15 protein-coding genes are annotated in these 21,833 nt (G+C 63.6%); 5 read left to right on the top strand and 10 right to left on the bottom strand.

Translation table 11 applies throughout. The features are described from left to right. Positions 1-122 precede the first annotated feature (122 nt). The 7 genes from ILP92_RS16640 to ILP92_RS18940 all read right to left on the bottom strand — a co-directional run bounded on the left by ILP92_RS16640 (position 123) and on the right by ILP92_RS18940 (position 7,661). The gene (locus ILP92_RS16640) at positions 123-344 is read right to left on the bottom strand and encodes a hypothetical protein (RefSeq protein ID WP_198917539.1); all 222 of its coding nucleotides are present in this window, start codon (positions 342-344) and stop codon (positions 123-125) included. A 27-nt stretch (positions 345-371) separates the two neighbouring features. Then, the gene (locus ILP92_RS16635) at positions 372-539 is read right to left on the bottom strand and encodes a hypothetical protein (RefSeq protein WP_198917538.1); all 168 of its coding nucleotides are present in this window, start codon (positions 537-539) and stop codon (positions 372-374) included. A 118-nt stretch (positions 540-657) separates the two neighbouring features. Further along, on the bottom strand, positions 658-4,470 hold the full coding sequence (locus tag ILP92_RS16630) for a glycosyltransferase (protein WP_198917537.1): 3,813 nt from the start codon (positions 4,468-4,470) through the stop codon (positions 658-660). Positions 4,471-4,481: 11 nt separating this feature from the next. Continuing rightward, a complete protein-coding gene (locus tag ILP92_RS16625) occupies positions 4,482-6,392 on the bottom strand; it encodes a glycosyltransferase (protein WP_198917536.1) in 1,911 nt (636 codons plus the stop codon). A gap of 279 nt (positions 6,393-6,671) precedes the next feature. Then, on the bottom strand, positions 6,672-7,112 hold the full coding sequence (locus ILP92_RS16620; protein ID WP_198917535.1) for a hypothetical protein: 441 nt from the start codon (positions 7,110-7,112) through the stop codon (positions 6,672-6,674). Between the two features lie 18 nt (positions 7,113-7,130). Further along, complete coding sequence (locus tag ILP92_RS18945; protein ID WP_438361561.1) at positions 7,131-7,328, bottom strand: transposase; 198 nt, start codon at positions 7,326-7,328, stop codon at positions 7,131-7,133. 210 nt (positions 7,329-7,538) lie between these two features. Beyond that, positions 7,539-7,661 carry a hypothetical protein gene (locus ILP92_RS18940; protein ID WP_438361560.1) on the bottom strand — a complete coding sequence of 41 codons (123 nt, stop codon included), beginning with the start codon at positions 7,659-7,661 and terminating at the stop codon, positions 7,539-7,541. A 657-nt stretch (positions 7,662-8,318) separates the two neighbouring features. Between ILP92_RS18940 and ILP92_RS16610 the strand changes: the two genes are divergently transcribed. The 3 genes from ILP92_RS16610 to ILP92_RS16600 are packed head-to-tail and all read left to right on the top strand — an operon-like array spanning position 8,319 to position 11,825. Then, complete coding sequence (locus tag ILP92_RS16610) at positions 8,319-9,743, top strand: mannose-1-phosphate guanylyltransferase/mannose-6-phosphate isomerase (RefSeq protein ID WP_198917533.1); 1,425 nt, start codon at positions 8,319-8,321, stop codon at positions 9,741-9,743. Further along, a complete protein-coding gene (locus ILP92_RS16605; protein WP_198917532.1) occupies positions 9,730-11,109 on the top strand; it encodes a phosphohexomutase domain-containing protein in 1,380 nt (459 codons plus the stop codon). The genes ILP92_RS16610 and ILP92_RS16605 overlap by 14 nt, the downstream gene beginning before the upstream one ends. Next, positions 11,106-11,825: a sulfotransferase gene (locus tag ILP92_RS16600; protein ID WP_198917531.1), complete on the top strand. Its 720-nt coding sequence runs from the start codon at positions 11,106-11,108 to the stop codon at positions 11,823-11,825. The genes ILP92_RS16605 and ILP92_RS16600 overlap by 4 nt, the downstream gene beginning before the upstream one ends. On the opposite strand, the gene ILP92_RS16595 is transcribed toward ILP92_RS16600, so the two are convergent. Further along, a complete protein-coding gene (locus ILP92_RS16595) occupies positions 11,798-12,886 on the bottom strand; it encodes a hypothetical protein (protein ID WP_198917530.1) in 1,089 nt (362 codons plus the stop codon). The genes ILP92_RS16600 and ILP92_RS16595 overlap by 28 nt on opposite strands. A gap of 571 nt (positions 12,887-13,457) precedes the next feature. On the opposite strand from ILP92_RS16595, the gene glf reads away from it, so the two are divergent. Further along, positions 13,458-14,603, top strand: a complete 1,146-nt coding sequence (glf, locus tag ILP92_RS16590; protein WP_214650083.1) for a UDP-galactopyranose mutase — start codon at positions 13,458-13,460, stop codon at positions 14,601-14,603. Between the two features lie 469 nt (positions 14,604-15,072). Here the strand turns inward: glf and ILP92_RS16585 are convergent, their stop codons facing one another. Then, positions 15,073-15,234: a hypothetical protein gene (locus tag ILP92_RS16585; RefSeq protein ID WP_198917529.1), complete on the bottom strand. Its 162-nt coding sequence runs from the start codon at positions 15,232-15,234 to the stop codon at positions 15,073-15,075. A gap of 48 nt (positions 15,235-15,282) precedes the next feature. After that, entirely contained in the window at positions 15,283-15,993 is a 711-nt protein-coding gene (locus ILP92_RS16580) for a sulfotransferase (protein ID WP_198917528.1), read from the bottom strand. Positions 15,994-16,069: 76 nt separating this feature from the next. On the opposite strand from ILP92_RS16580, the gene ILP92_RS16575 reads away from it, so the two are divergent. Continuing rightward, positions 16,070-21,832 (top strand): glycosyltransferase, encoded by a 5,763-nt coding sequence (locus ILP92_RS16575; protein WP_198917527.1) that lies wholly within the window; start codon positions 16,070-16,072, stop codon positions 21,830-21,832. Position 21,833 lies beyond the last annotated feature (1 nt).

Raw genomic sequence — 21,833 nt, 5'->3', positions numbered from 1 at the left:
GGAGTTCATGATGCAAACCACCGCGCCAGCGCTTGAGACTCTTGCGGTCTTCACGCTGCCGCTCAACACTGCAAACCAACCGGAAGATTCCAGTTCGCAATGGCCCTAACCGCGGGGGAAGGTCACATCATCGACATGGTGACGGGATTGATAGCCAGCATGTTGGCATGATTGCGCTGGAGATTGTTGTCGGGCAGCGAATGGTGGATGCCGACCCGCCGCGTGTCGGGCGGCGCGTTCTGCACGTCCTGCTCCGAGGTCAGGAAGATCGTCGCGCCCAGGACATCCGGCATCTGTTCATGCGGCACCTGGAAGCAAGGAATCGCCGCGTCGAACCCCATCATTTCGGGCGTGGAATCGAGCGTGGGGGACTAGGCGACGACCACCTGAAAGCCGTTCGCGGCCAAGGCATGGGCCACGGGCCGCAAGGTGGTGACCCGCGGCCGGTGCCGGATCCAGACCAGGATGACCGGCGCGGAGGCACGGGCGTCGATGGCGTCTTGCAGGGCCGATATCTGGTTTCTGTTTCTGGTGGGCATCTCGCTGCTCTTTACTGGTTACTGGCAATATATTCGGTCCGGTCCCCGCGATGCGATCGTGATGGATGACGGCGATGGGCACGTATCCGTATGGCCACGAAGGTCGCGAAATCGAAATCTAGTGGCGCCGAAGTTCTCCGATCGGGAACATCAGACGCCCCACCGCGCGTCCGATGCGGCTGTTCATATCGCGTGTGACGGCAATCGGATCCGCGTCGAACCGGATCCGCATCTCGGTCCGTCCGGTCAAGTCGATCAGCTTGCGGACAATCGGAACCCATAGCCGGAAGATACCTCCGGGCCCCATGAAATTCCCGCCAGGATAGAGCAGCCCGGTCATTAGCGGACGCCGCAGGATCCAGTGCCGCCGCGAGAAGTCGAACGGTTCGGTCAGGAATTCCTGAAACCGTTCGGGCGGAAGCCGCGGGCCATAGAAGACAGCCAAGATCGGGGTCAGAAGCCATAATCGCCAACCGAACAGCCCGTAATTTACGAGCCTTGGAGGGGTAGGAAGCGGTGATGCGTATTGCGAAGCGGGAACTTGTTGGACGCTTGGCCTAGCGGACCGTTTGGCGCTGGCCGGTTTGGCGTCTTGTTTTGGAGCGTGGCGCGCGTAGATCTGCTCGATCAGGGCGACTTCTTCCTGCTGCACCGACGCCGATTCTGACACGCGCTTCCGGATGTCAAAGAGCGGCTTGTCGTCGTACAGGTACTCATGCGCAATGGTGTCATTCGCTGCGCGCCACTCCTGCATCAGCGTCTCGGCCTGCTCGGCGCTCAGCACCCATGGCTTTAGCAGGGGCAGGTCACGCTCTTGCCGCCACGCGGCGATGCCGGTCCCCACCTCTTCGATGAAATCGAGATACGCGGCATCGCTAGTGAATGGCCGGGTGTTAAACAGGCGCAAGACCTCGACATGGGCGGCGGACAGGCGGGCCTCGTTCTGGTCGCGCGCGTCGGGGCGCGGCAGATCCAGCAGCTGTGGCAGTCCGGTCGCGTCGGCGAAATCGGCAAGCAGGTCCCCGTCGATCAGCCTGTCCGGCTCGAAGACGCGGACGTGGACATTCTCTTTGCCAATCTTGTCGGACCATTTTTGCAATGGGATGCGGTAATCCAGCAGCTTCCGGGTCTTGGACAGCGCAAGCCATTTGTCGATCGGCAGGTCGGTCCGGCCAACGGCGCCGCCGGCCACGAATTCGCAATATTGGGAATTGGCCCATTCGTCCTGACGTCGCAGATAAACCACAATTTCAACGTCGTAACCTTTGAAGTAATCCGCCAGAAAGCGGGAATTCTCTTGCAGGAAGAAGGCCTCACTGGACAGGATGATCGTGTGTATCCGCCCGTCCATCAGGGCCAAGCCGCGCTCGATATGGTCGCGTATGGCCGGGTCGCCGTCCCTGGCCGCGCGGGTATAGGCGGCATGTCCGGCCTGCTTGTGGGGGCGGTTTTGCTGCCAGAACAAACCGATTTCGGGAAACCACACCCCTTCGCGCAGCAAGGCGGGGCGGTTCTTTTCCAGCATGTGCTGCAGGAAGGTGCTGCCGGTCTTTGTGGCGCCGATATGGATGACGATGCGAGGCTTGGACCGCGGTCGACCACCGGGCTTTGCGGGCGACATCGCGACCATGTCGTTGCGGGCATAGCGTGACAGTGCCGCCTGCAGGTCGGCCGACGCGGCGTCCGATGGCTCGGCGAGCAGGGTCTCGTAGAGCTTAGCCTGCGCCACTGGTGCGTCATTGACCACGATATTCAGCCAATCAGAGCGGCCAGATCGGAGGGCAGTGATGATCATGTGGTAGACACCGCGGTTGAAACGATCTTTCCAGACCCCTTCAGGGGCATTCGTAATGTCCGTGCTTTGGAAGTCGACCATCTCCAGTGATGTCGCGATGCGCCGGAAATAAGGCTCGGTATCGACGGCCTCGCGTATCAGTGTCCGATACCAAAAACCGAAAAACAGAATGCTGACGAACTGTGAGATTTGAAAGTTCAGATGCATCCGAAGATCGTCATCACGGTCGACCGCTCCGTGGTCCTTCAAGAGCGTGCAGATATGCTCGAAATTCTGGAGCAATTTTTCCACATCGCCCATGTTCTTGTTGCGGCGGGCCGTCGAGTTGCGCCTGATCCGGTACATGAAGCATTTGTTGGTGGTGAGAGAGATCGTGCGGGCGCGCAGAAGCGCCTTGAGCAGAAAGGCCCGTTCCTCCCAGTGCGTGGTGACGAACCGGATATCGTTTTCGCCTATGAAATCGCGACGATAAAGCCACAGGCAAAAATGCCGACTGTGCAGGATGTCTGGGTTGCTGCGGTAATCCGTCACCGGAACATCGTCGGAAAAAACGCGTTCGGTCACGTCTTCGTCGATCCTGAGCAGTTTGTCGTTCTCATCATAGATCGCCTCGCCCGCCTTTTTCGCACGGGTCATGTCAGCGCCATTCTGCTCGGCCGTTTGGACGGTTTTTTCGAGGAACTCTGGATCGACCAGCCAGTCGTCAGAATCCAGGAACCAGACATAGTCTCCCCTGGCGGCTTCGAGCGCACGGTTGCGCGCGAAGCCTTGGCCAATATTCTGCGATAGAACGACGGGTTTGATCCGTAGGTCTTCTGCGGCCAAACGATCAATGATGGCCTGCGAGCCGTCCGGCGAGGCATCGTTGATCGGTATGATCTCGATCTCGCGCAGGGTCTGGCGCTGGACCGAGGCGATGCATTCCTCGATGTATTTCTCGACGCCGTAGACGGGGATGATCACCGATACCTTGGGTGGCGCGGCCAGCTCGGTGTCGGTGGGCGGCAGCGGATAGGGGCGGTTCTGCTCGATATAGGACAGCACGTCCTCGATCTCGGCCGGGCCCTTTTGGTCCGGCAGGTGATAGATCGTGTACCAGATGTAGAAATAGTGGAAGATCTCGGCCAGACTGCGGGTCCGGTGGCGGTGCGGGATCGTCTGGCGATCGTCGGTTAGGCCCCAGCCGGCATAGAAGGGCACGCCGAAGGTCACGACCCGCTTGCCCGCGAACAGCGCCTCGAGCCCCATCTGGCTGGTGCCCACATAGACCGTGTCGACCTGATCGAACAGGGCGTAGGGATTGACTGGATCGCGCAACATCCGGACCCGGCCGGTCGAGTGCAGATGCGCGTAATAGCCCGCGCGCTTGCCTTCCTTCCAGACGGAATCCGGATGGGTCTTGACCAGGATCTCGGCATCGGGGTTTTCGGCGATGGCGGCCAGCAGCATCCGCTCGAATTCTGGCTCGCCCACCTTGCCGTAGACGGTCGAAGCATCGGCATAGGCCTGATCGCAGACCAGCACCCGGCGCGCGTAGCCGTCGGTCATGGTTGGAGCCCGCATGGGCTGGGCGTTGTACTTACTGATCCGCTGGCTGACGATTCGCTTCAGCAGGGTTTCGGCGCGCGCTAGCTCCTGCTCGGTCGGCGTCTGGTCGCTGTTGAGCTTCTGAATGATCCGGTTGGGGTAATCGGCCATGAAATGATAGGCAATGTCGTCGTAGACATAGCCCAAACAGGCATAGGCTGACTTGCCTTCATCAAAGCTGTGCGCCCAGCTGTGCGTCGTGGCAAGGAATGCAGTTTCAAAAAATAGTACATCGACAGCTTGCGGCATTGTGTTGAGCAACCGAACGCCGCCTCTGTGCGAATGTTCGGGGTCTCTGAAGATGGTTCCCGTCAACAGAAATGAAGTGCAGTCAGCAACACTGCTATCGTCGACCGGCGTAAGGTTCGGAAAGACATTCGACAGGTTGGCCCCGAACCGCGTGGTCAATCCCGCGCGAACCAAGCCAATGCCGAGGTCTCTATTGGCAAACGAAAGGGCATATTCGCGAATGTCTCGATCGGGATCGTGTGATCTTTGCGCTACTTCGAGTAGCTCCTTGAAGCGGATGAAAGCCTTTGGATTACTCATTTTCACGTATCCTAATCTTTGGTGGCGGGAAGCTGTCCCCAGACCGCTTCCCACAACCTAACGGACATCAAAGTTTCGTGGCTGGGCCGTTCCAGTGCAGACGGCCTTTCAGCGGCCTCCACAAACAGCTCTTCCCAAGCTGCGAAGACCACATCGTTGGAATATCTCGCCAAGAAATCCTCGCGCGCGGCATTGCCGTACTGGACGCGCAATTCAGGATCGGACATCAACGTTTTTAAAGCTGCATCAAGCGAGTTCAGCCCATCGCCACCGTCGCAGAGTATTCCGTTCCGACCATCTATGATCTGCCGATTGATGCCCCGACATGCGGAAAGACCAATGCTGGGAACACCGTGCGCCATCGCCTCGCACAGTGTCAGCCCGAACGCTTCAAACTGGGATGGAGTGACGAAAAGGTCCGCATCGCGGTACTGGGAATAGACGTCGTCAAGCTCGCCAGAAAATTCCACCCTGCTTTCAAGTCCGGCGGCGCGGGCCTGCGCCTTGAGCACGGACATCTGGGGTCCGTTGCCGACCAATCTCAGATCCCAGGCCGGAAAATCGTCTGCGACTTGCGCAAAAGCAGTAATCAGACGTGATAGGTTCTTGCGTGGGACGAGCCGCGATACTGAAAGCAGAACGTATCGGTTTTTCTCCTTGGCAACATTGGAAACCGTTTCGGGCTCGGGGATCGTGTTGGGGATCACCCGCGCTTTCGCACGCGCGGACCGGTCCAGCGTTTCGACGAAATCGTCCAGGAGCAAATGGATCAGGGTCGCGCCGGCCATCGCGATGGCGCGCTCGTCCGGATCGAAGGTCCCGATCCAGTCAGTCGTCCGCGGATCGCCATGTTCCGATAGGACCAGCGGCAGGCCGATCTTGTGGGCGCAGCGGACATATCGCAGCATGGTGCGGTTCATGTGCAGGCCGACCAGAAGATCCAGATTGCGGCCGGCAACCTCGACCGCCATGCGATGATCGGCGGGCGGACCCTCGGCTTCGGTCAGATGCACCAGCGCGATCGACGAATCCAACGGCCAGCGCGATGGCGCTTTGGTGTCGTCGAACGTGAAGACCGTCACGTCATGGCCACGCGCCGCCATCGCGTTGGCCATCATCTGCCCGACATTTTCGGTGCCGCCCTTCCCCTTGGTGATCCACGGGACGAAGAAGCCGATCTTCATGGGCGCGATCCCGGGCGGGTTGGCCAAATCCGCACGCGGCACCGGGATATCCTCGGGGGGGCGGTTCCAGCGCCAGTTCACGGAAGGCAAGCGACCGTCGAACCCTTGTTTGGCCGGAAATCCTGCCGGGAACCGCTTGGCCTTGGCCAGGATCTCGATGTCTCCGTTCGCACGGTGCAAAGAGCCGTTCGATATTCGTCCCGGACCACGCTGCACCATGCCGAAGACGTTATAGCCGTGATGGATGAACCGCCCCCCGGACAGGTCGAAACCGGCGTCGGCCAAGACGTACATCAAGGTCCCCAGATTCCATCCGGTGTTCACGTGACCCCCAACGACTTTATCCTTGTAGGGCGGAACTGCGATGAACAGCCAACCTTCGGGTTTCAGTATCCGTCGCAGTTCTTCCAGCGCCGATCCGGTATTCGAAACATGCTCCAGCACATGCGCGCACCAGATGGCATCGAATTCTCCATCCTCGAACTGGTTGGCATCGCAAATGTCGACATCGGCCAGAACCCTGACACCGTCCGGCAGGGAATGACCGTCCAGATAGGCCTCCATGTCGAACCCAGTCGCCGAAACCTCCCACCCGGCATCATGAAACAGCCGCGCGGCCAATCCCGAACCTGTGCCGATATCGGCAATACGGCCCCCTTCGGGAAAAGACGTGATGATTTCTTCGATAAGATCGGTCTGCCCGTGTATCGAGGTCGTGATGGATAATTTACGTTTCATGAGAAGGTATCTGTTGTTGTGCAGATGATCCGCAGATCGATGACCGATCGTGAAAGGTAGACATAGTGGCACAATCGGAGTGCCGAACCGCTAGGGATGGGGCTGCGTCTGGTTTTGCTAACTGTCGGTATGTTCGCCGTCGATCTGCCCACTTTGGGCCTACTTGTCCAGAGCCGGACAGGTCTTTGCGAGGATCTTGGCAGCGGGCCATATCCTCCAGATCGCACTATTGGATCAGCGATTCTTCCAGCGACGCCGCGCCGGACGCAGAGAAGGTGTTCACCCAAGTGGCAGACAAGGTAGTCGTCCAGTACGTCCACGAGCGGCCAGTTCAACAACACCGATCTTGCCAACGGCATGTGCGGGGCCAACTTCTTCTTTTCCGACGCGCCTCACCCGGCCTCGACGAAGCTGCGTTTGGCCGATGTCACGCTCAGAGGTGCACGATAGAGCCACCAGTCCGCGCCCGCTTAAGGCGGAACGAGAAGTTCTCAATATTCCGGCTGAACTGAGAAACGCTGCGCCTGCCCCGGTGATCCCACCGCGCTGTTGGAAAATCGCGTCCTTGGGCAGGAAGGCATAGTTCCGGCGAAGATGCGGCGTCAGGTAAGGATGCGGCTCGACCAGGAGAACCTGCGCATCAGACGCGTCGCATTTGATAACCGGGAACAACGGATCGCCCAAGCGTTCATTGTTGGCCCCCACCACGACGACGCCCATGGGCTCTAGTGTCAGAACTCATAGCCAGTAGATGACGGTTGCTGCGAGGGCGATGGGTGGCAGGAAGACTTTGGGGCACCTGTCGTACCGGGTTGCCCGGCGCCTCCAGTCCTTGAGCTTGCCGAACATGATCTCGATCCGGTTGCGCCGCTTGTACCGTCGCTTGTCGTGTCTCACGGGCGTCTTACTCTGCTTAGCTCCGGTATGAAGCCGCATATCCCTCTGTCTTTCAACGCTTCCCTGAACCAGTCGGCATCCTAGCCGCGATCCCCAAGCAGGTGTTCGATTGTAGGGAGGCTGCTGAGCAGTACTCGCGTTCCGATGCAATCGCTGACCTCTCCGGCCGTAACGAACCGGTTGAGCGGGCGGCGCGGGCTGTCGCAAATGCGTGCAACCCGGTCTTCATACCGCCTTTGACCCTCCCGATCAGACACCCACGCCCCCCTTTTTGACGCCCATGCCGGTCGCTGTTCGATGAACCTTGAGATAGGTCGCGTCGATCATCACGATCTTCTTTTCGCCGTGCCGGGTAGCCAGACCGGCCACCATTTGGGCAAATACAACCCTTTTCGCTCCACCGCTTCCAGCGCATGTAGAGCGTCTGCGAGGACCGTGTCCCTTCAGGGCATAAAACTAACTAAACTTATTGTAATAATTGAAAATAATTCCGCTCAGCACAGGTCGATCATCGACGCGTGGTTCGCCATGGGACTTTGGAAAACAGGGCTCCAGCCGCGCCATTTGCGCGTCGGTCAGCCAAAAAGATCAGACATGTCACCGCTCGTTGTTCGAGCGATGAATCACGACGGTAAGACAAAATCAATCGGTCCGGACCCGAGCAATGCGCCCGATCATTCAGGTGTGCATAGGGCAATTGCATTTGACGCCAAATTTGTGAATGGCTCGGAAATCGATGCCTGTTCGCTCATGGCGCAGGTCTGCGGGGCGTGCCGAAAAGCAATGCCTGCCATAAGAATCCGGCAGTCGGATTACGACAGGGTTGCCCTTAGTGGCTTAGGCGATGGCAGCGGCCAACGGACATTGCGGCATTGTGGCTGGATCGTCGAGCGTATGAAACCGGTTCTCGGACCGACGCCTATCCGGACTGCTGTCCGTCTTCGGGTGAGTGGAGCAGACCGTACCCAGTTTCACTACAGATCGATAAATACATGACCTGTGATACGATAATACCTTAAAGGTGTTTTCATGACCCACTCCAAAGCTTCCTCCATCATCCCCGTCATCCTGTCCGGCGGCTCTGGCACCCGGCTCTGGCCGCTCAGCCGGGCAAGCTATCCCAAGCAATTCGCGCCCCTTATCGGTGACGCGAGCCTGTTCCAGGCATCGGCAGGGCGGCTTTCTGGGGCGGCGTTCGCTCGTCCCGTCGTCGTGACCACGAACGATTTCCGCTTCATCGTGGTTGAACAACTGGCCGCGCTGCGTCTCGATCCCGAAGCGATCCTGATCGAACCCGAGGGCCGCGACACCGCCGCCGCCGTGCTGGCCGCCACCTTGCAGGCGTCCGAAACCGCGGCGGACGCGCTGGTGCTGATCGCGCCGTCCGACCACCTGATCCCCGACACCGAAGGCTTCGCCTCCTGTGTCGAAACCGCCGTCGCCACCGCGCGCGAGGGACGGATCGTGACCTTCGGCATCAAGCCCAACCGCCCCGAAACGGGATACGGCTACCTGGAGAAAAGCGAACCCCACAACGGCCCCCAGCCGCTGGCGCGCTTCGTGGAAAAACCCGATGCCGCCACCGCGCAGGAAATGGTCACGGGCGGCAAGCATCTGTGGAACGCCGGGTTGTTCCTGTTCCGCGCCGACGTGATGCGCGCGGCCTTCGAGGCGCACGCACCGCAGGTCCTGCAGCATGTGGAAGCGGCCTACGTGAACGCCCGACGCGATCTGGGGTTTACCCGGTTGGACCCAACACATTGGGCTGGAATAGACCCTATTTCGGTCGATTGCGCGGTGATGGAGAAGGCTAACAACCTGTCGGTCATGCCCTATACCGGCGCTTGGTCCGATCTGGGCGACTGGAAGGCCGTCTGGCGCGAAACCGAACAGGGCGGCGTGGCCACCGCAGGCCCCGCACTGGCGATGGATTGCACCGACACGCTGCTGCGCTCGGAAAACCCCGACCAGACCATCGTCGGCATCGGACTCGAAAATATCGTGGCCATCGCCATGCCCGACGCGGTGCTGGTGGCCCACAAGGACCGGGCGCAAGAGGTCAAGCAGGCCGTCGCCACGCTTCATGCCCGGGGACTGAAACAGGCCAAGACTCTTCCGCGCGACTATCGCCCTTGGGGCTGGTACGAAAGCCTGGTCGTCGGCGGGCGCTTCCAGGTGAAACGTATCGTGGTCCATCCCGGCGCCGCCCTATCGCTGCAATCGCATCACCATCGCTCGGAACACTGGATCGTGGTTGAGGGCACCGCGCGAGTGACAGTGGACGACGAGGTGAAGCTCGTGACCGAGAACGAAAGTGTCTACATCCCGCTGGGCGCCGTTCACCGGATGGAGAATCCTGGCAAGCTGCCGATGGTGCTGATCGAAGTTCAGACAGGCTCTTACTTGGGCGAGGACGACATCCTCCGCTACGAGGATGTCTATGCCCGCGACTGAGCCCCCGAAATTCGGCACCTCGGGCCTGCGCGGGCTGGTCACCGGCCTGACCCCCGATCTGGTTGCGCGCCATGTGGCGGGGTTCGTGACCGCCTGCGACGCGGGCACCACGGTGCTGATCGCCGAGGATTTGCGCCCTTCGTCCCCCACCATCGCCGCGATGGCGGCCGCGGCGGTGCAGGCGGCAGGTTCTGTTCCAATCCGGCTGGGCGCGCTGCCCACCCCGGCGCTGGCGCTGGCCGCGCGCAAGGCGGACGCGGGGGCGATCATGGTCACTGGAAGCCATATCCCTGCTGACCGTAACGGACTGAAATTCTACACCCGTGGCGGGCTTGAGATCACCAAGACCGACGAGGCGGCCATCGTCGGTGCCGCTCAGGCAGACGCCCCTGCCCTGACAGGGGCTCCCGATGTGAATCCAGACCAAAACAGAGCCGCATCCGACGCCTATATCGCCCGCTATGCAGAGGCATTCGGCACCAATCTGTCAGGCCTGCGGCTGGGCCTTTACAGCCATTCGAGCGTGGCACGCGACCTGCTGGCCGATCTGCTGACGCGGATGGGAGCCGAGGTGGTCGAGCTGGCCCGCTCGGGCGCCTTCGTGCCCGTCGATACGGAAGCGGTATCGGACGCCACACGCGCCCTGTTGGACGATTGGGCGAGCCAGGGCTTCGACGCGATCCTGTCCACCGATGGCGATGCCGACCGGCCGCTGCTGACCGACGCGGCGGGCCGGATTATCCCCGGCGACACCTTGGGCGCGATCACCGCGCAGTATCTGCAGGCCAGCCATATCGTCACCCCCGTGACCAGCAACACCATGCTGGAGCGGATGGACTTCACGGACGTATCACGCACCCGGATCGGATCACCCTTCGTCATCGCCGGAATGGACGCGCTGGCGGGCCAGAACGTGGTCGGGTTCGAGGCCAATGGCGGCTTCCTGCTGGGCTTCGACGCGCAGGGACTGACCGCGCTGGTCACCCGCGACGCCGTCCTGCCCCTGATCGCACCGCTCATGGCCGCGAAAGCCCAAGGTCATAGCCTGTCCGACTTGGTCGCCGCCCTGCCCGTCCGCGTCACCGCCGCCGATCGACTGCAGCGCGTGGACCGTCCCTCAGCGCAGGCCTGGATCGACAGCTTGCGCGACGACCCTGCCGCCCGGGCCGATTTCTGGGATGGCGCGTCGACCGTACTAGACCTGACCGATGGTGTCCGCATGACCCATCCTTCGGGCAACATCGTGCATCTGCGCATGTCCGGCAACGCGCCGGAACTGCGCGTCTATGCGGAAGCGGACGGGGCGGATGCGGCACGAACCTTGCTGGAGAACGGATTGCGCCGGGCGCGGGCCGCGATCTCGTGACCCGCTTCGTCATCCTGGGCCTGCCCCGGTCCGGCACCACCTACCTTCAGACGCTTCTGAATGCCCATCCCGATATTCATTGCCGGGGCGAGATGTTCGACCCCTGGCAGATCGACGACGACGGAGACAAGATCCACGACACCGACGCGCTGGTCGCCCGCGACCGGGATCCGGGGGGCTTCCTGGATCGAGCGCTGGCGGGCGATGGGCTGGACACGGTGCCGCCCGTCCTGGGTGTGAAGATCCTGTTCCAGCATGATCCGGCCCTGTTTGCCGATGTCGTTCCCGCGCGCCCCGACCTGCGGCTTATCCATGTGGTCCGCTCCAACAAGTTGGCACAGTTTGCCTCGATGCGTCAGGTTGAGAAGACGGGCGCCTGGACGGCACGGGCCGACAGCGCCCCGGTCAAGGTGAAGGCGGGACCGTTCTGGGCGCTGGCGGAATGCAATCGGCTGTGCAACCAAGACCACCTGCTGGGCGTCTGGCTGGCGGGTCTGCCCCATGCGCGCCTGACGCTGGAGTATCGCGATCTGTTCGCCCCCGAAATCTCGGGGCGTCTATCCGATTTTCTCGGAAGCTCCCGGCGCGACCTGTCGAGTCCCCTGCGCAAGCAGGGTCAGAACCGGGTGATCGACCGATTCCAGAATGCTGCCGAAATAGAGGCGCATTTCCGCGACCGGGATTTGGGTCACTGGCTGGGCCCTGAACTCGGCTGACGCATGACCATGCGCGCACCGGCCAAACCGTCGCGCGGCACGTCAAGCACGGCGAAACTGATCGCGGGCTTCGACGCATCGGGGCTCCGCGCCACTTCGGTCTCCATCGGCAGGACCGTGCCATCAGCCAATCGCAGCCGCCAGCCATCCCGTGGCGCGGTGGTGCCCGTCAGTTGCAAGAGATCCGATCTCCAGGACTGGCGCGGCGGGTCAATCCTGCAGCCCAAATGCGTCACGAAATTGGCCCATTGGGCCGGGTTCGGGTCGGGAACTGCCCCCAGCGTCATCGGCGGGATTTCCGAGACCGCCTTGCGGAACGCATCGTGGTTCGGCGCAAGCGCGTAGAGGCTCTGGGTCTTCTGGCCGCCGCCGAACAGTATCTCGCGGTCTGCGCCATCGGCGGCGTCCCCGGCACGGTCTAGGCCCAGGCCAGCCGTCAGTCGCGCCAGTCGCGCCAACGAAAGGGACGGGGCGTCGTAATCGTAGAGATCCTCGAAAACCGCGATCAACGGGCGCGTTTCCAGCGCATCAGCCCGCTCATATACCGCCAGAAGACGGGCCCGATCCAACCGTTCGCGCGCCAGAAGGCCGTCGATCGGAATGGGCGTGTTGCGGGCGATCCGGCTCAGATTGTCGATGCTGTTCTGCGCCACCATGCGAGCGCCCCATACGCCCGAGGCCCCGGCGAAATGCAGGCTGACCAGACGGTCGCCAGGCGTCCGGCGGATCAGGAAAAGGTGGCGATATCCGTGCGCCACGCTGCGCTCCAGCAACGCCAGCGACAGGGCCAACGGCACCGTTTCGACGCAGTGCTTCATTAGGATGCCATCGGCGCAGATCCGGTCCAGCGGCGCGGTATCGCCGTCGCGCTCGAAATCGGCACTGACCTTGCCGAAAACCCGGTTCTTATTGAAGGGTTCGTGCTGAATGGACCGGAAACGCGACCGCCGAAACACATGCTGAGCCAGATTGGTGCCTCCGGTCCGGCGCAGCGTCCAGATGATGAAGGGGCGCGCCTCTGTCGCACTGTCGCGATCGCTCGCATACGGTGTTGACGCCATCCATGCCTCCAGTTTTCGATCGAGCGATCCACTTAACACGACCGGTTAGGCCGGGCCAGATGGGCCCGCTGCCAGGCGCGGAACATCGGTCTAGCCGAACAGGAAATCAGACGCCGACAGATCGGCAGCATCGACGTTCACCAGGGTTAATCCGTCCGCCTGCATGATCAACCTGCGCATGGCCCGTCGCCGTTCAGCGGATCGTTGCCGCGATCGCCACCTAGGAAGTCGCGCCCGCCACTCCCGCACAGGTCGAACTTGCGAACGTCCCCTGCGCGGTGGTCACGATCTCGAGCCCCAAGGTCCCGTGATCCAGACTCCCCTGCCCGGTCGCCACCTGTCCGACGAATTGCAAGCCCGTCTGCCCGCCCTCGCGCCCCCCCCAGCGCGGCCGGAATGACCCGCGGGCGTGGCGGTGGAACGAGCGACAACAGGGTCGTATGGTAGGCTTCGCTCTCACTTCCGCCAAGCTCGTTGATGATAATGGAGACCCACCCGGGCCGCGCGGCGTTGCGCTGCGGCACGAGGTTGCCTAAAGCCAGCGAAACGCCGTCAACCGGGGATCGACGCGATGCACATTCTGGTAGTGGGAGCGGGCCTGTCGGGAGCCGTGACCGGGCGCGCCCTGGCCGAGGCGGGCCACCGCGTGACGATTCTCGAGGCGCGCGACCATGTGGCGGGCAAGTGCCACACCGCGCGCGATACGGAGACGGGTGTGATGGTCCATACCTACGGGCCACACATTTTCCACACCGACGATGAAGACGTCTGGGGCTACGTGAACGCATTCACGCCGTTCAAGCCCTACAAGAACCGGGTGAAGACCACGTCCCGGGGCGCGGTCTATTCGCTGCCGGTGAACCTGCACACGATCAATCAGTTCTTCGGGCGGACGATGCGCCCCAATGAGGCCCGCGCCTTCATCGAAGAGCGCGCCGACATGACCATCACCGATCCGCAAAGCTTCGAGGAGCAGGCGCTCCGCTTCGTCGGCCCCGAGCTCTATGCCGCGTTCTTTAAGGGCTATACCGAAAAGCAATGGGGCTGTTCACCCACCGCCTTGCCCGCCGCGATCCTCAAGCGCCTACCGCTGCGCTTCAACTACGACGACGATTATTTCGCCCACCGTTTCCAGGGCATGCCAGAACACGGCTACACCGTGCTGGTCGAAGCCATCCTGGATCATCCGAACATCGACGTGCACCTGTCGACGCCATTCGACCTGGAACATGGGCAAAACGCGGATCATGTGCTCTGGACCGGGCCGCTCGATGCGTATTTCGGCCACCGGCTGGGACGGCTGGGCTACCGCACGCTGGATTTCGAGCCCTTCCGCGCCGATGGCGACTACCAAGGATGCGCGGTGATGAATTACGGCGATCCAGACGTGCCCTATACCCGCATCACCGAACACAAACATTTCGCCCCTTGGGAAGACCACGAGACGACTATTTGCTTTCGTGAATACAGCCGCGCATGCGGGCCGGACGACACGCCTTACTACCCGATCCGGCTGGTCGAGGAAAAAGCGCTTCTGAACGATTATGTCGCCGCCGCCGAGGCCGAGACAGGCGTCACTTTCTTGGGGCGGCTGGGCACCTATCGCTATCTCGACATGGACGTCACCATCCGCGAGGCACTGGACGCGGCCGAGATGCTGAAAAGCGCCCTTGCCGCGGGCACGACACCGCCAGTCTTTCCCAAATCGCCGCTCTGATCAGGGCACGGAGCGCGACAGCCGTCTGCCAGGCGGCGCCAGTCGGGGATGTTATACGCAGCGAGCCGGACATTAATGCGGCAATCCGGGGCTTGATAGTTCCTGATCTTAACCTCCAGCGCGAGCGTCCGACCGTCGATCTCGCTCAGCACCGGCCGATTTTCGCGAGGCAGATCGCCCGGCGAACGGCCCAACCTCGTGCAGATCCGGGCGAAATCCTCGCCCAAGCACTCCTAGGGAAGCATCTCGTAGGGAAAATGATGTCGGCGATGGGCCCACCGCGCCCGTAGCAAAATATCCGGCGCTGCAGATGCTGCTCGCCCGATAGGCGGCAAATGTTCCAGTCGGCGCGCGCCCGGAAATCGGTAAAATCCATGTCGGGAGTCAGCGGGCTTTCAACCTTGGTGCCCCTGCGATGGCGAACCCAGCTGCCGATCCAGTTCACCGGATTGCTGCATGACGCCGAAACTCAGCACCCGGTCGGGCGCCACGCCCGCTCGGGCGAAATCACCGCGCGCGTCTCCAACACCTCGACTAGCGCCATGTGCTTGCGGGGCGGATCCTCCTGCTGAGCGATATCGGCGAAGGGCCACAGCACCGCCTCGAGCGATGCCGAGGCGGTCTTAGGCATTGGCCACGAACAGATGCCGCTTGGAGAAGCTAAGAAACATGGCCCGGTTCAGACCCCTTTATGGACCAGTTTGCGTTCTAACACGCGGGCCACCAGGTCTGCATCGAACGGTTCGTCCAGCAGATCGAAGAGCGCGCGCAGAGCGTCCGGATCGGCACAGTAATCGTCGTAGCGCAGCGTGACGCAGCGCGCGGGCGCGCGCGCGGCGAAGGCGGCGAAATCGCTTTCCATCTCGGCCAGGATGCGAGCGACGTCACCTGACGGCATGGTCCGCCACCAGCCCGACCGCGCCACTGCCCCGTGATCACGCGTGTTGAAAACGATGCGCGCCTTGGGAAAGGTGTCCGTCAGGAAGTGCAGGTAATCCACCACGTTTCCGGCATCGCGATGGTGGCGGATTTCCTTGAAGCCCGCGACACGCGTGCCGGGCGGCAGGGTCAGGACCTCGCGCACAAAGGTATCGGCCAGCGCCGTCGCATAGCGTGCCGTGTCCACCCGCTCGGCCCCGTACCAGGGAACGGTCGGCGCGGTTTCGTGCCCTTGCCGGTTGAAGCCCGAAAACGCGTCATTGCTCATCAGCACAGCATGGGCCGCGTGCAGATGGCGCAAGGTGCCCGCGTTCTCTCCGCGGATGCAGTAGCCCGGCAGCGTGTTCAGAAGGCTCTGGATCAGGGTCGAGCCCGACCGGCCATAGGTCACGACGAAGACGTATCCGCCATCGGGGGCGTGCAGATGCGGGAAGTCTGTCATGGAGATCATGGGTAATGAAACCACGCCCGCGGCACAATGCGATTTGCCCTTGTCGGCCTTGCGGACATGACCCAACAAGTCGCCCATGAACAGCCCGGGCCAGACCTCCCCGCGCGTCTGCGTGATCGTGCCGGTCTTCGATGTCGAGGACCACATCGCCGACTGCATCGCGGCTCTACGCGCCCAGTCAGGCGTCGCGTACGAGGTGATCGTCGTCGACGACGGCGCCCGCGATGCGAGCGCCGCGCGGGCCGAGGCCGCGATGGCGGGCGATTCACGCTTCCGCCTGATCCGGCAAGACAACCGTGGCCTGTCGGCGGCGCGCAACCCGGGCCTTGCCCACACGACCGCGCCGCTGATCGCCTTCGTCGACGGCGACGACCAAGTGGCACCGGACTTTCTGTGGCAGATGGTCGACGCGCTGGACCGGACCGGCGGCGACTGGGTTGCATGTGCCATCGCCTTTCGGAACACTGACCCGGGCGCACCCGGCCACGGCACGCTGCATTCGGCCATTCACGGCGTGGCCGACCTGTCGCGCCACGGAAGTCTGCGCCGCTATCCCCTGGAGGACTGGCGCGATGTCGCGCGGCACTTTCCGTCGGCTTGGAATAAGCTCTATCGGCGCGACCTGATCGAAGGCCTTTGCTTTCCCGAAGGCACCTGGTTCGAGGATCACGAGTTCTACTGGCAAACCGCCGCGCGCACCGATCATATCATTCACCTGCCGCAGGCGATCTATATCCAGACCCGCGGTCGGCCCGGCCAGATCACCGCGCAAGACGACGACCGCATCGCCCAACAATTCGACGTCTTGCGGCGATTAAAGTCCATCATCGACCGCGGCGGCAAATCTCACGGCGCAGAGGCGTTCGCCCATATCGCCAGCCGCTTGCTGTTCGAGCGCAGCACGGTCCTGCGCCATCCCGAGCGGCGGGCGCGACACGCCCGGGATGCGGCTTTGTTCCTGCGCGAACACGGCCTGTCTTACACGCCTGACTGGGATCCCGACATCGCCCTGACTTTCGGATGCGAGCTGGCAGGCCACCTGCCCCTGTCGGTGATCATACCCTGGAACGGCACCGATGATCTGACGGCGACGTTGGCCGCGCTGGCCGCGCTGCACGGTCCGGGGCGCGAAGTGCTCGTGGTCTGCGACAGCCCCGACATCGCCGCCCGCGCCGATCTGGGGGACCATCTCGACGCGCGCGCGGTGGTACAACCCGGGCAAGGTCCCGACCCGGCGCGCAATCACGGTCTGGCCTGCGCGCGCGGCGCATTCGTCCTGTTCCTGCGCGCGGGCGACACTGTCCTGCCGGGCGCGGTGCAGGTCCTGGCCGACCGCTTGTTGCAAGACGGGGCCGATCTGGGGGTGATGGGCCATATCGACCCGCAGGACCGGGCCCACCAGCCCTTCTTTCGCCGCCCCCCCGATCCGGGGAGCCTGACACCCGCCGATCTGATCGAGCTGCGGCCGGTCCTGTCCGCGACCCTGTTCCGGCGGCAGGCCCTGCAAGACGCGGCGCAACCGTTCGGCACCGCGCCGCACGGCGACTGGTCCGTCCTGCTGCGCGCCGCCCACGCGGCCCGGTCGATTACTTGGCTGGACTGGCCCGGTGTGCGGCTGGCCGCGCCGTCCCGACGCCCGCTCCGTATGCGCGACCTGCTCCGCGGCCACGCCGCACTGATCGCCTCCGTGCCGCCGGACCGGGCGCGAGGTCTGCACCGGGGCTGGGAAGCGCGGCTTTTCGCCCGCGCCCTGCACGACACGTTGCTGCGCGCCGACACCTCCCCGTCGCCTCGCCGGAAAATCCGCGCCCTGGCCGCCATCCTTGCCGCCCGACCCGATGGCCGATCCTGGGGTGCGGGTACGTCCGGGGCAGTGTTCGACCCTGATACCCCCCGTGCCCTGCGCCGGTTCGTGACCGCGGGCCGGTTGGCGCGCCTGAGGCTCTGCGCATCCCCCGTTCCGCTGCAGCGGCTCTCGCAATCCACGACCCAGCTTGCGGCCGATCTCGGCGGCGCACTCTTCCTGCCACTTCGACCCGGCGACATCCTGCGCTTCCGCGCCCGCTTCGACCGCAAGACACGATACGCCAATCTGGGCCTTCTCGACCGGGACGGGACGCAGGCGCTTCTCCATATCTCGCTGCAGCCCGATACCGGCAAGATCGCCTGCAACGATTTCCGCGATGGTCACTGGGGCGAGGTCGTCGAAGCTCCGTTCCAGCTGCGGGGACGCGACGACGTAGAGCTGAGCCTGACCGTCGCGCCGTCGCGGACCGACATCGCGCTGGACGGGCGGACGGTTCTGACCTTCGGGGATGGACGGGCCCCGGTCCGCTTTACCGATCTGGGGGCGGTGCGCCATGCCGATCCGGCAGGCGGCATCGACCTTGCCTCGGTCTGCTTGGCGCGAGTGCCCAAAACGCGGGGCGGCCCCACCGTCTCACGTGGGCAGCTGGTCCTCGACGACCGCCTGATCCTGCGCGGCGGTCTTCACGGCGATGCGGCCGCGCGGCTGGAGATCACCGGCGGTTCGGATACGACACCGCCCATGCCGATCGTGGATTCCGGGACGCACCAGATCACGGCCGCCCTGCCCGGTCGGCTCTGGCGGGACGCAATGACGCTGACCATCCGCATCCTCGACGACCGGGACGGCGTGCCGCCCGTGTCGCTGACCGTCGGGAAAGCCGATATTCTGGCTAGGTTGGAGACGCTTTTGACCGATCCTGACCTGCCCGCCGATCCCGAAGCCGCGATGCTGGCCATAGAACACGCCCGCTTCGCCGAATTGTCGCGGGACCTGTCGCCCACCGCCCGAGCGGCGCTGGACAGGCTGGTGCGGTTCTACGGGCTGGGGGATTTCCTGCCGCCCGCGGCACGGGATCTGGCGCGCCCGATCGACGGCGGGCAGGTTCTTCTGAACGCGGCCCTGTCGCGAACCTGCGAGGCCTTGGCGGCCGACCCGCCCCCCGATGCGGACGCGGTGCTGGCCCAGATCATCCTGCCGCGCCCACTGATGCAGACCCACCTGCTGGATCTGGCCGAGGCCTTCACCTGCGACGGGCGCGACCCGGCGCCGCTGTTCCGCCACGCGCGGCGCAACGGGACATCGCCTTTCGCGCCCGGCCCCGATCTCTGGCGCAACTCCGCGATGCTGCCCTTCCTGTGGGACCAAGGGCAGCTCGGGCCGCTGGTCGACGCCATCCGCTCGATGGAGCCCGATCACGGCGCATGGTACGCCACATCACCACTTGCCTGGGTCATGGGACAGGCCCTGTCGGACGGGACCTGCGCCCCGCAGGACCGCGACGCACTCGCAACGGGCTTCATGGAGTTCGTCTCTGGAGATGTGGGTTCCTATCCCCGACGCGCCGCGTGTCGCGACCTGACCCGCACCGCCGCGGATCTGGTGGCGCGGCGCGATCGGCTGATCCCCGATCTCAGCGCGCGCGTCATCGATTGGGCCGCGCGCGAATTCGGACCGTCCCGGTGCCTCTGGGACGCTCTCTCGCAACTGACGAATTCAGACATCTTTCCCACGGAACTGGCCGTCCATCGGCAGGCATGCGCCGCCATCGTCGCGCCTGTTTCGGGCACCGGACGCGATGAGGCCTTGCGCCTCTTCGATGCCGCCAAGAGCCCTGATGCGGTTCGGTTCCGGCGTGACCTGGGGGCTGCCGCCGATCCCGGCGAGACGGGCAGCGAACTTTTGCGCCGCACGGCCAGCCCCGGCGCGCCAACCGTTCCCGATGCCGGGCGGATCGACACGGTGCGCCGGGCGATGCGCGATCTCTACGTCAACACGCCGCAATCGCCCGATGCGGATCTGCAGATGCGCATCGGGCGCCGCATGGCCGCCCTGAGCGAACCGGTCCCCGATGCAGCCTGCGCCGCTCTTCTGTCGGAACTGTCCGCGTTTTCGGATGCGCCGTTTCACCACCTGGGGCTGGGGCTGGCCCTGCGCCTGGCCGCCATGGCCGATCAGGACGGCGCCGCGCGTGTCGATGCCTGGCTGACGGCCCGAAACGTCACGACCCATGCACAAGCGCCCGCGATCCGCTCCGGCCTGTCGATCCGCAACCGCGCCAGAACACCCCTGTCCCGGTTGCACGACATCATCGTTGTCGTCGTGTCGTGCCGCGCGAATCTCGAGACCCGCATCCCCGCCATGCGCCACGGGTGGCTGGGTCAGCTTGCCGCGAAGGGCATTCCCTACATTGTCGTCACCGGCGACGGGGACGGGCAGCAGGAGGGCGACGTGGTGCATCTGGACGCCCCCGACGATTACGAAGGCCTGCCGCAGAAGGTGTTGGCGGCCATAGACTGGGTGCGGGATCGCACGCAGGCGGGCCACATGCTGAAGGTGGACGACGATTGCTTCGTCGAGGTCGACACCTTTTTCGACAGCCTGACCTACATGAAGTTCGACTATCACGGACGCTTGCTGTCGCGCCTAGCGGGACATATGGATCGCGCCTGGCACATGACTAAGTCCAGATCCCAGCGCGGCCGGTTCGAGCTTGACCGCTCGCCCGAGCCGTCGATCTACGCCGATGGCGGCACCGGCTACACGCTCAGCCGCCACGCCATGGAAGCGGTGGGGAACACCGCCCGTAGCGTCGCGGGGCGCCGTCTGATCGCGGCCAGTTTCATGGAGGACAAGATGCTGGGTGACCTGCTGCGCCTGGCTGGCATCGGGCTCGAGGACGAGGATTACCACGTCACGGTCCGCCGCCGCACCCATAGCGGCGGGATCCCTGTGCCGATCTGGGTCAACGGCTTTGATGCCAGCGCCGCGGCGCCGGTGAAACTGGTTCATCTCGACACGCATCTGGATCAGAAAAAGGCGCTGTCTCGGCGTGCTTCGCCCGACCTGACGCCCGCGAAGATCTGGCCCAGCTTCCTCGACACACGGCTTGGCTATCTCAGCCACGCGCTAGAAATGGTCACGCCCGCAGACCGGATTGACCGGCTGCGCGAGGTCCCCGTGGCCGTCGTGGCCGTCATGCGCAACGAGATGTTCCTGCTGCCGCATTTCCTGGACCATTACCGCCGGTTGGGGGTCGGTGCCTTCGCCATCGCCGACAACCTGTCCGACGACGGCACGCTGGAATACCTGGCCGCACAACCCGATGTGGCGGTGTTCTCGGTCGATACCGAATACCGCCTTTCGCAGTACGGCGTGGCGTGGCAGCAGGCGATCCTGTCGGCCTTTCGCGTCGGGCGCTGGTCGCTTCTGGCGGATGCGGACGAATTGCTGGTCTGGCAGGCCGACCAGACCCAAACACTAACCGAACTGCTGGACCGTCCCGATTTCGCCGATGCGGATGCGGCGCGGATCTTCATGCTCGACATGTATCCCGAGGGGCCCTTGTCGCGCGCCGATTTCGCGGAAGCGGACCCGTTCACGCTGGCCCGCTTCTGCGATGCGCGCCCGTTCCTGCCGGGACATCCCGGCAAAGGGCCGTTTTCCAACAGCGATACCTGGACCAGCGCCCTGCGCCACCGCCTGATCCCCGGATCGCGTCCGCAGCTCTTCGTGGCGCAGAAATACGCGCTGCTGCGCTATCACCCGTTCCTGCACCTATCGGCCGGGCTGCATTATGTTGGTGGCGCCCGCCATGTGGCGGCGCGCGAGCTTCTGTTCGGCCATTTCAAATACAATGCCGATTTCCGCCGCAAGGCTCTGGCCGAGGTCTCGCGCGGCCAACATTTCAACAATGCCGAGGAATATCGACGCTACCTGGCCCTGACATCCGAAGGGCGTGAAACGGTCTTCGAGACGGGCGTGTCTGCCCCTTGGACCGACAGTCCCTTCGTCCGCGCGCGGCTGGATTGAT

Source organism: Palleronia pontilimi (assembly GCF_016412875.1).
Classification (GTDB): Bacteria; Pseudomonadota; Alphaproteobacteria; order Rhodobacterales; family Rhodobacteraceae; genus Palleronia; species Palleronia pontilimi.
Note: the sequence above shows the minus strand (reverse complement) of the source record. Positions and strands in the feature narration are given on the sequence as shown.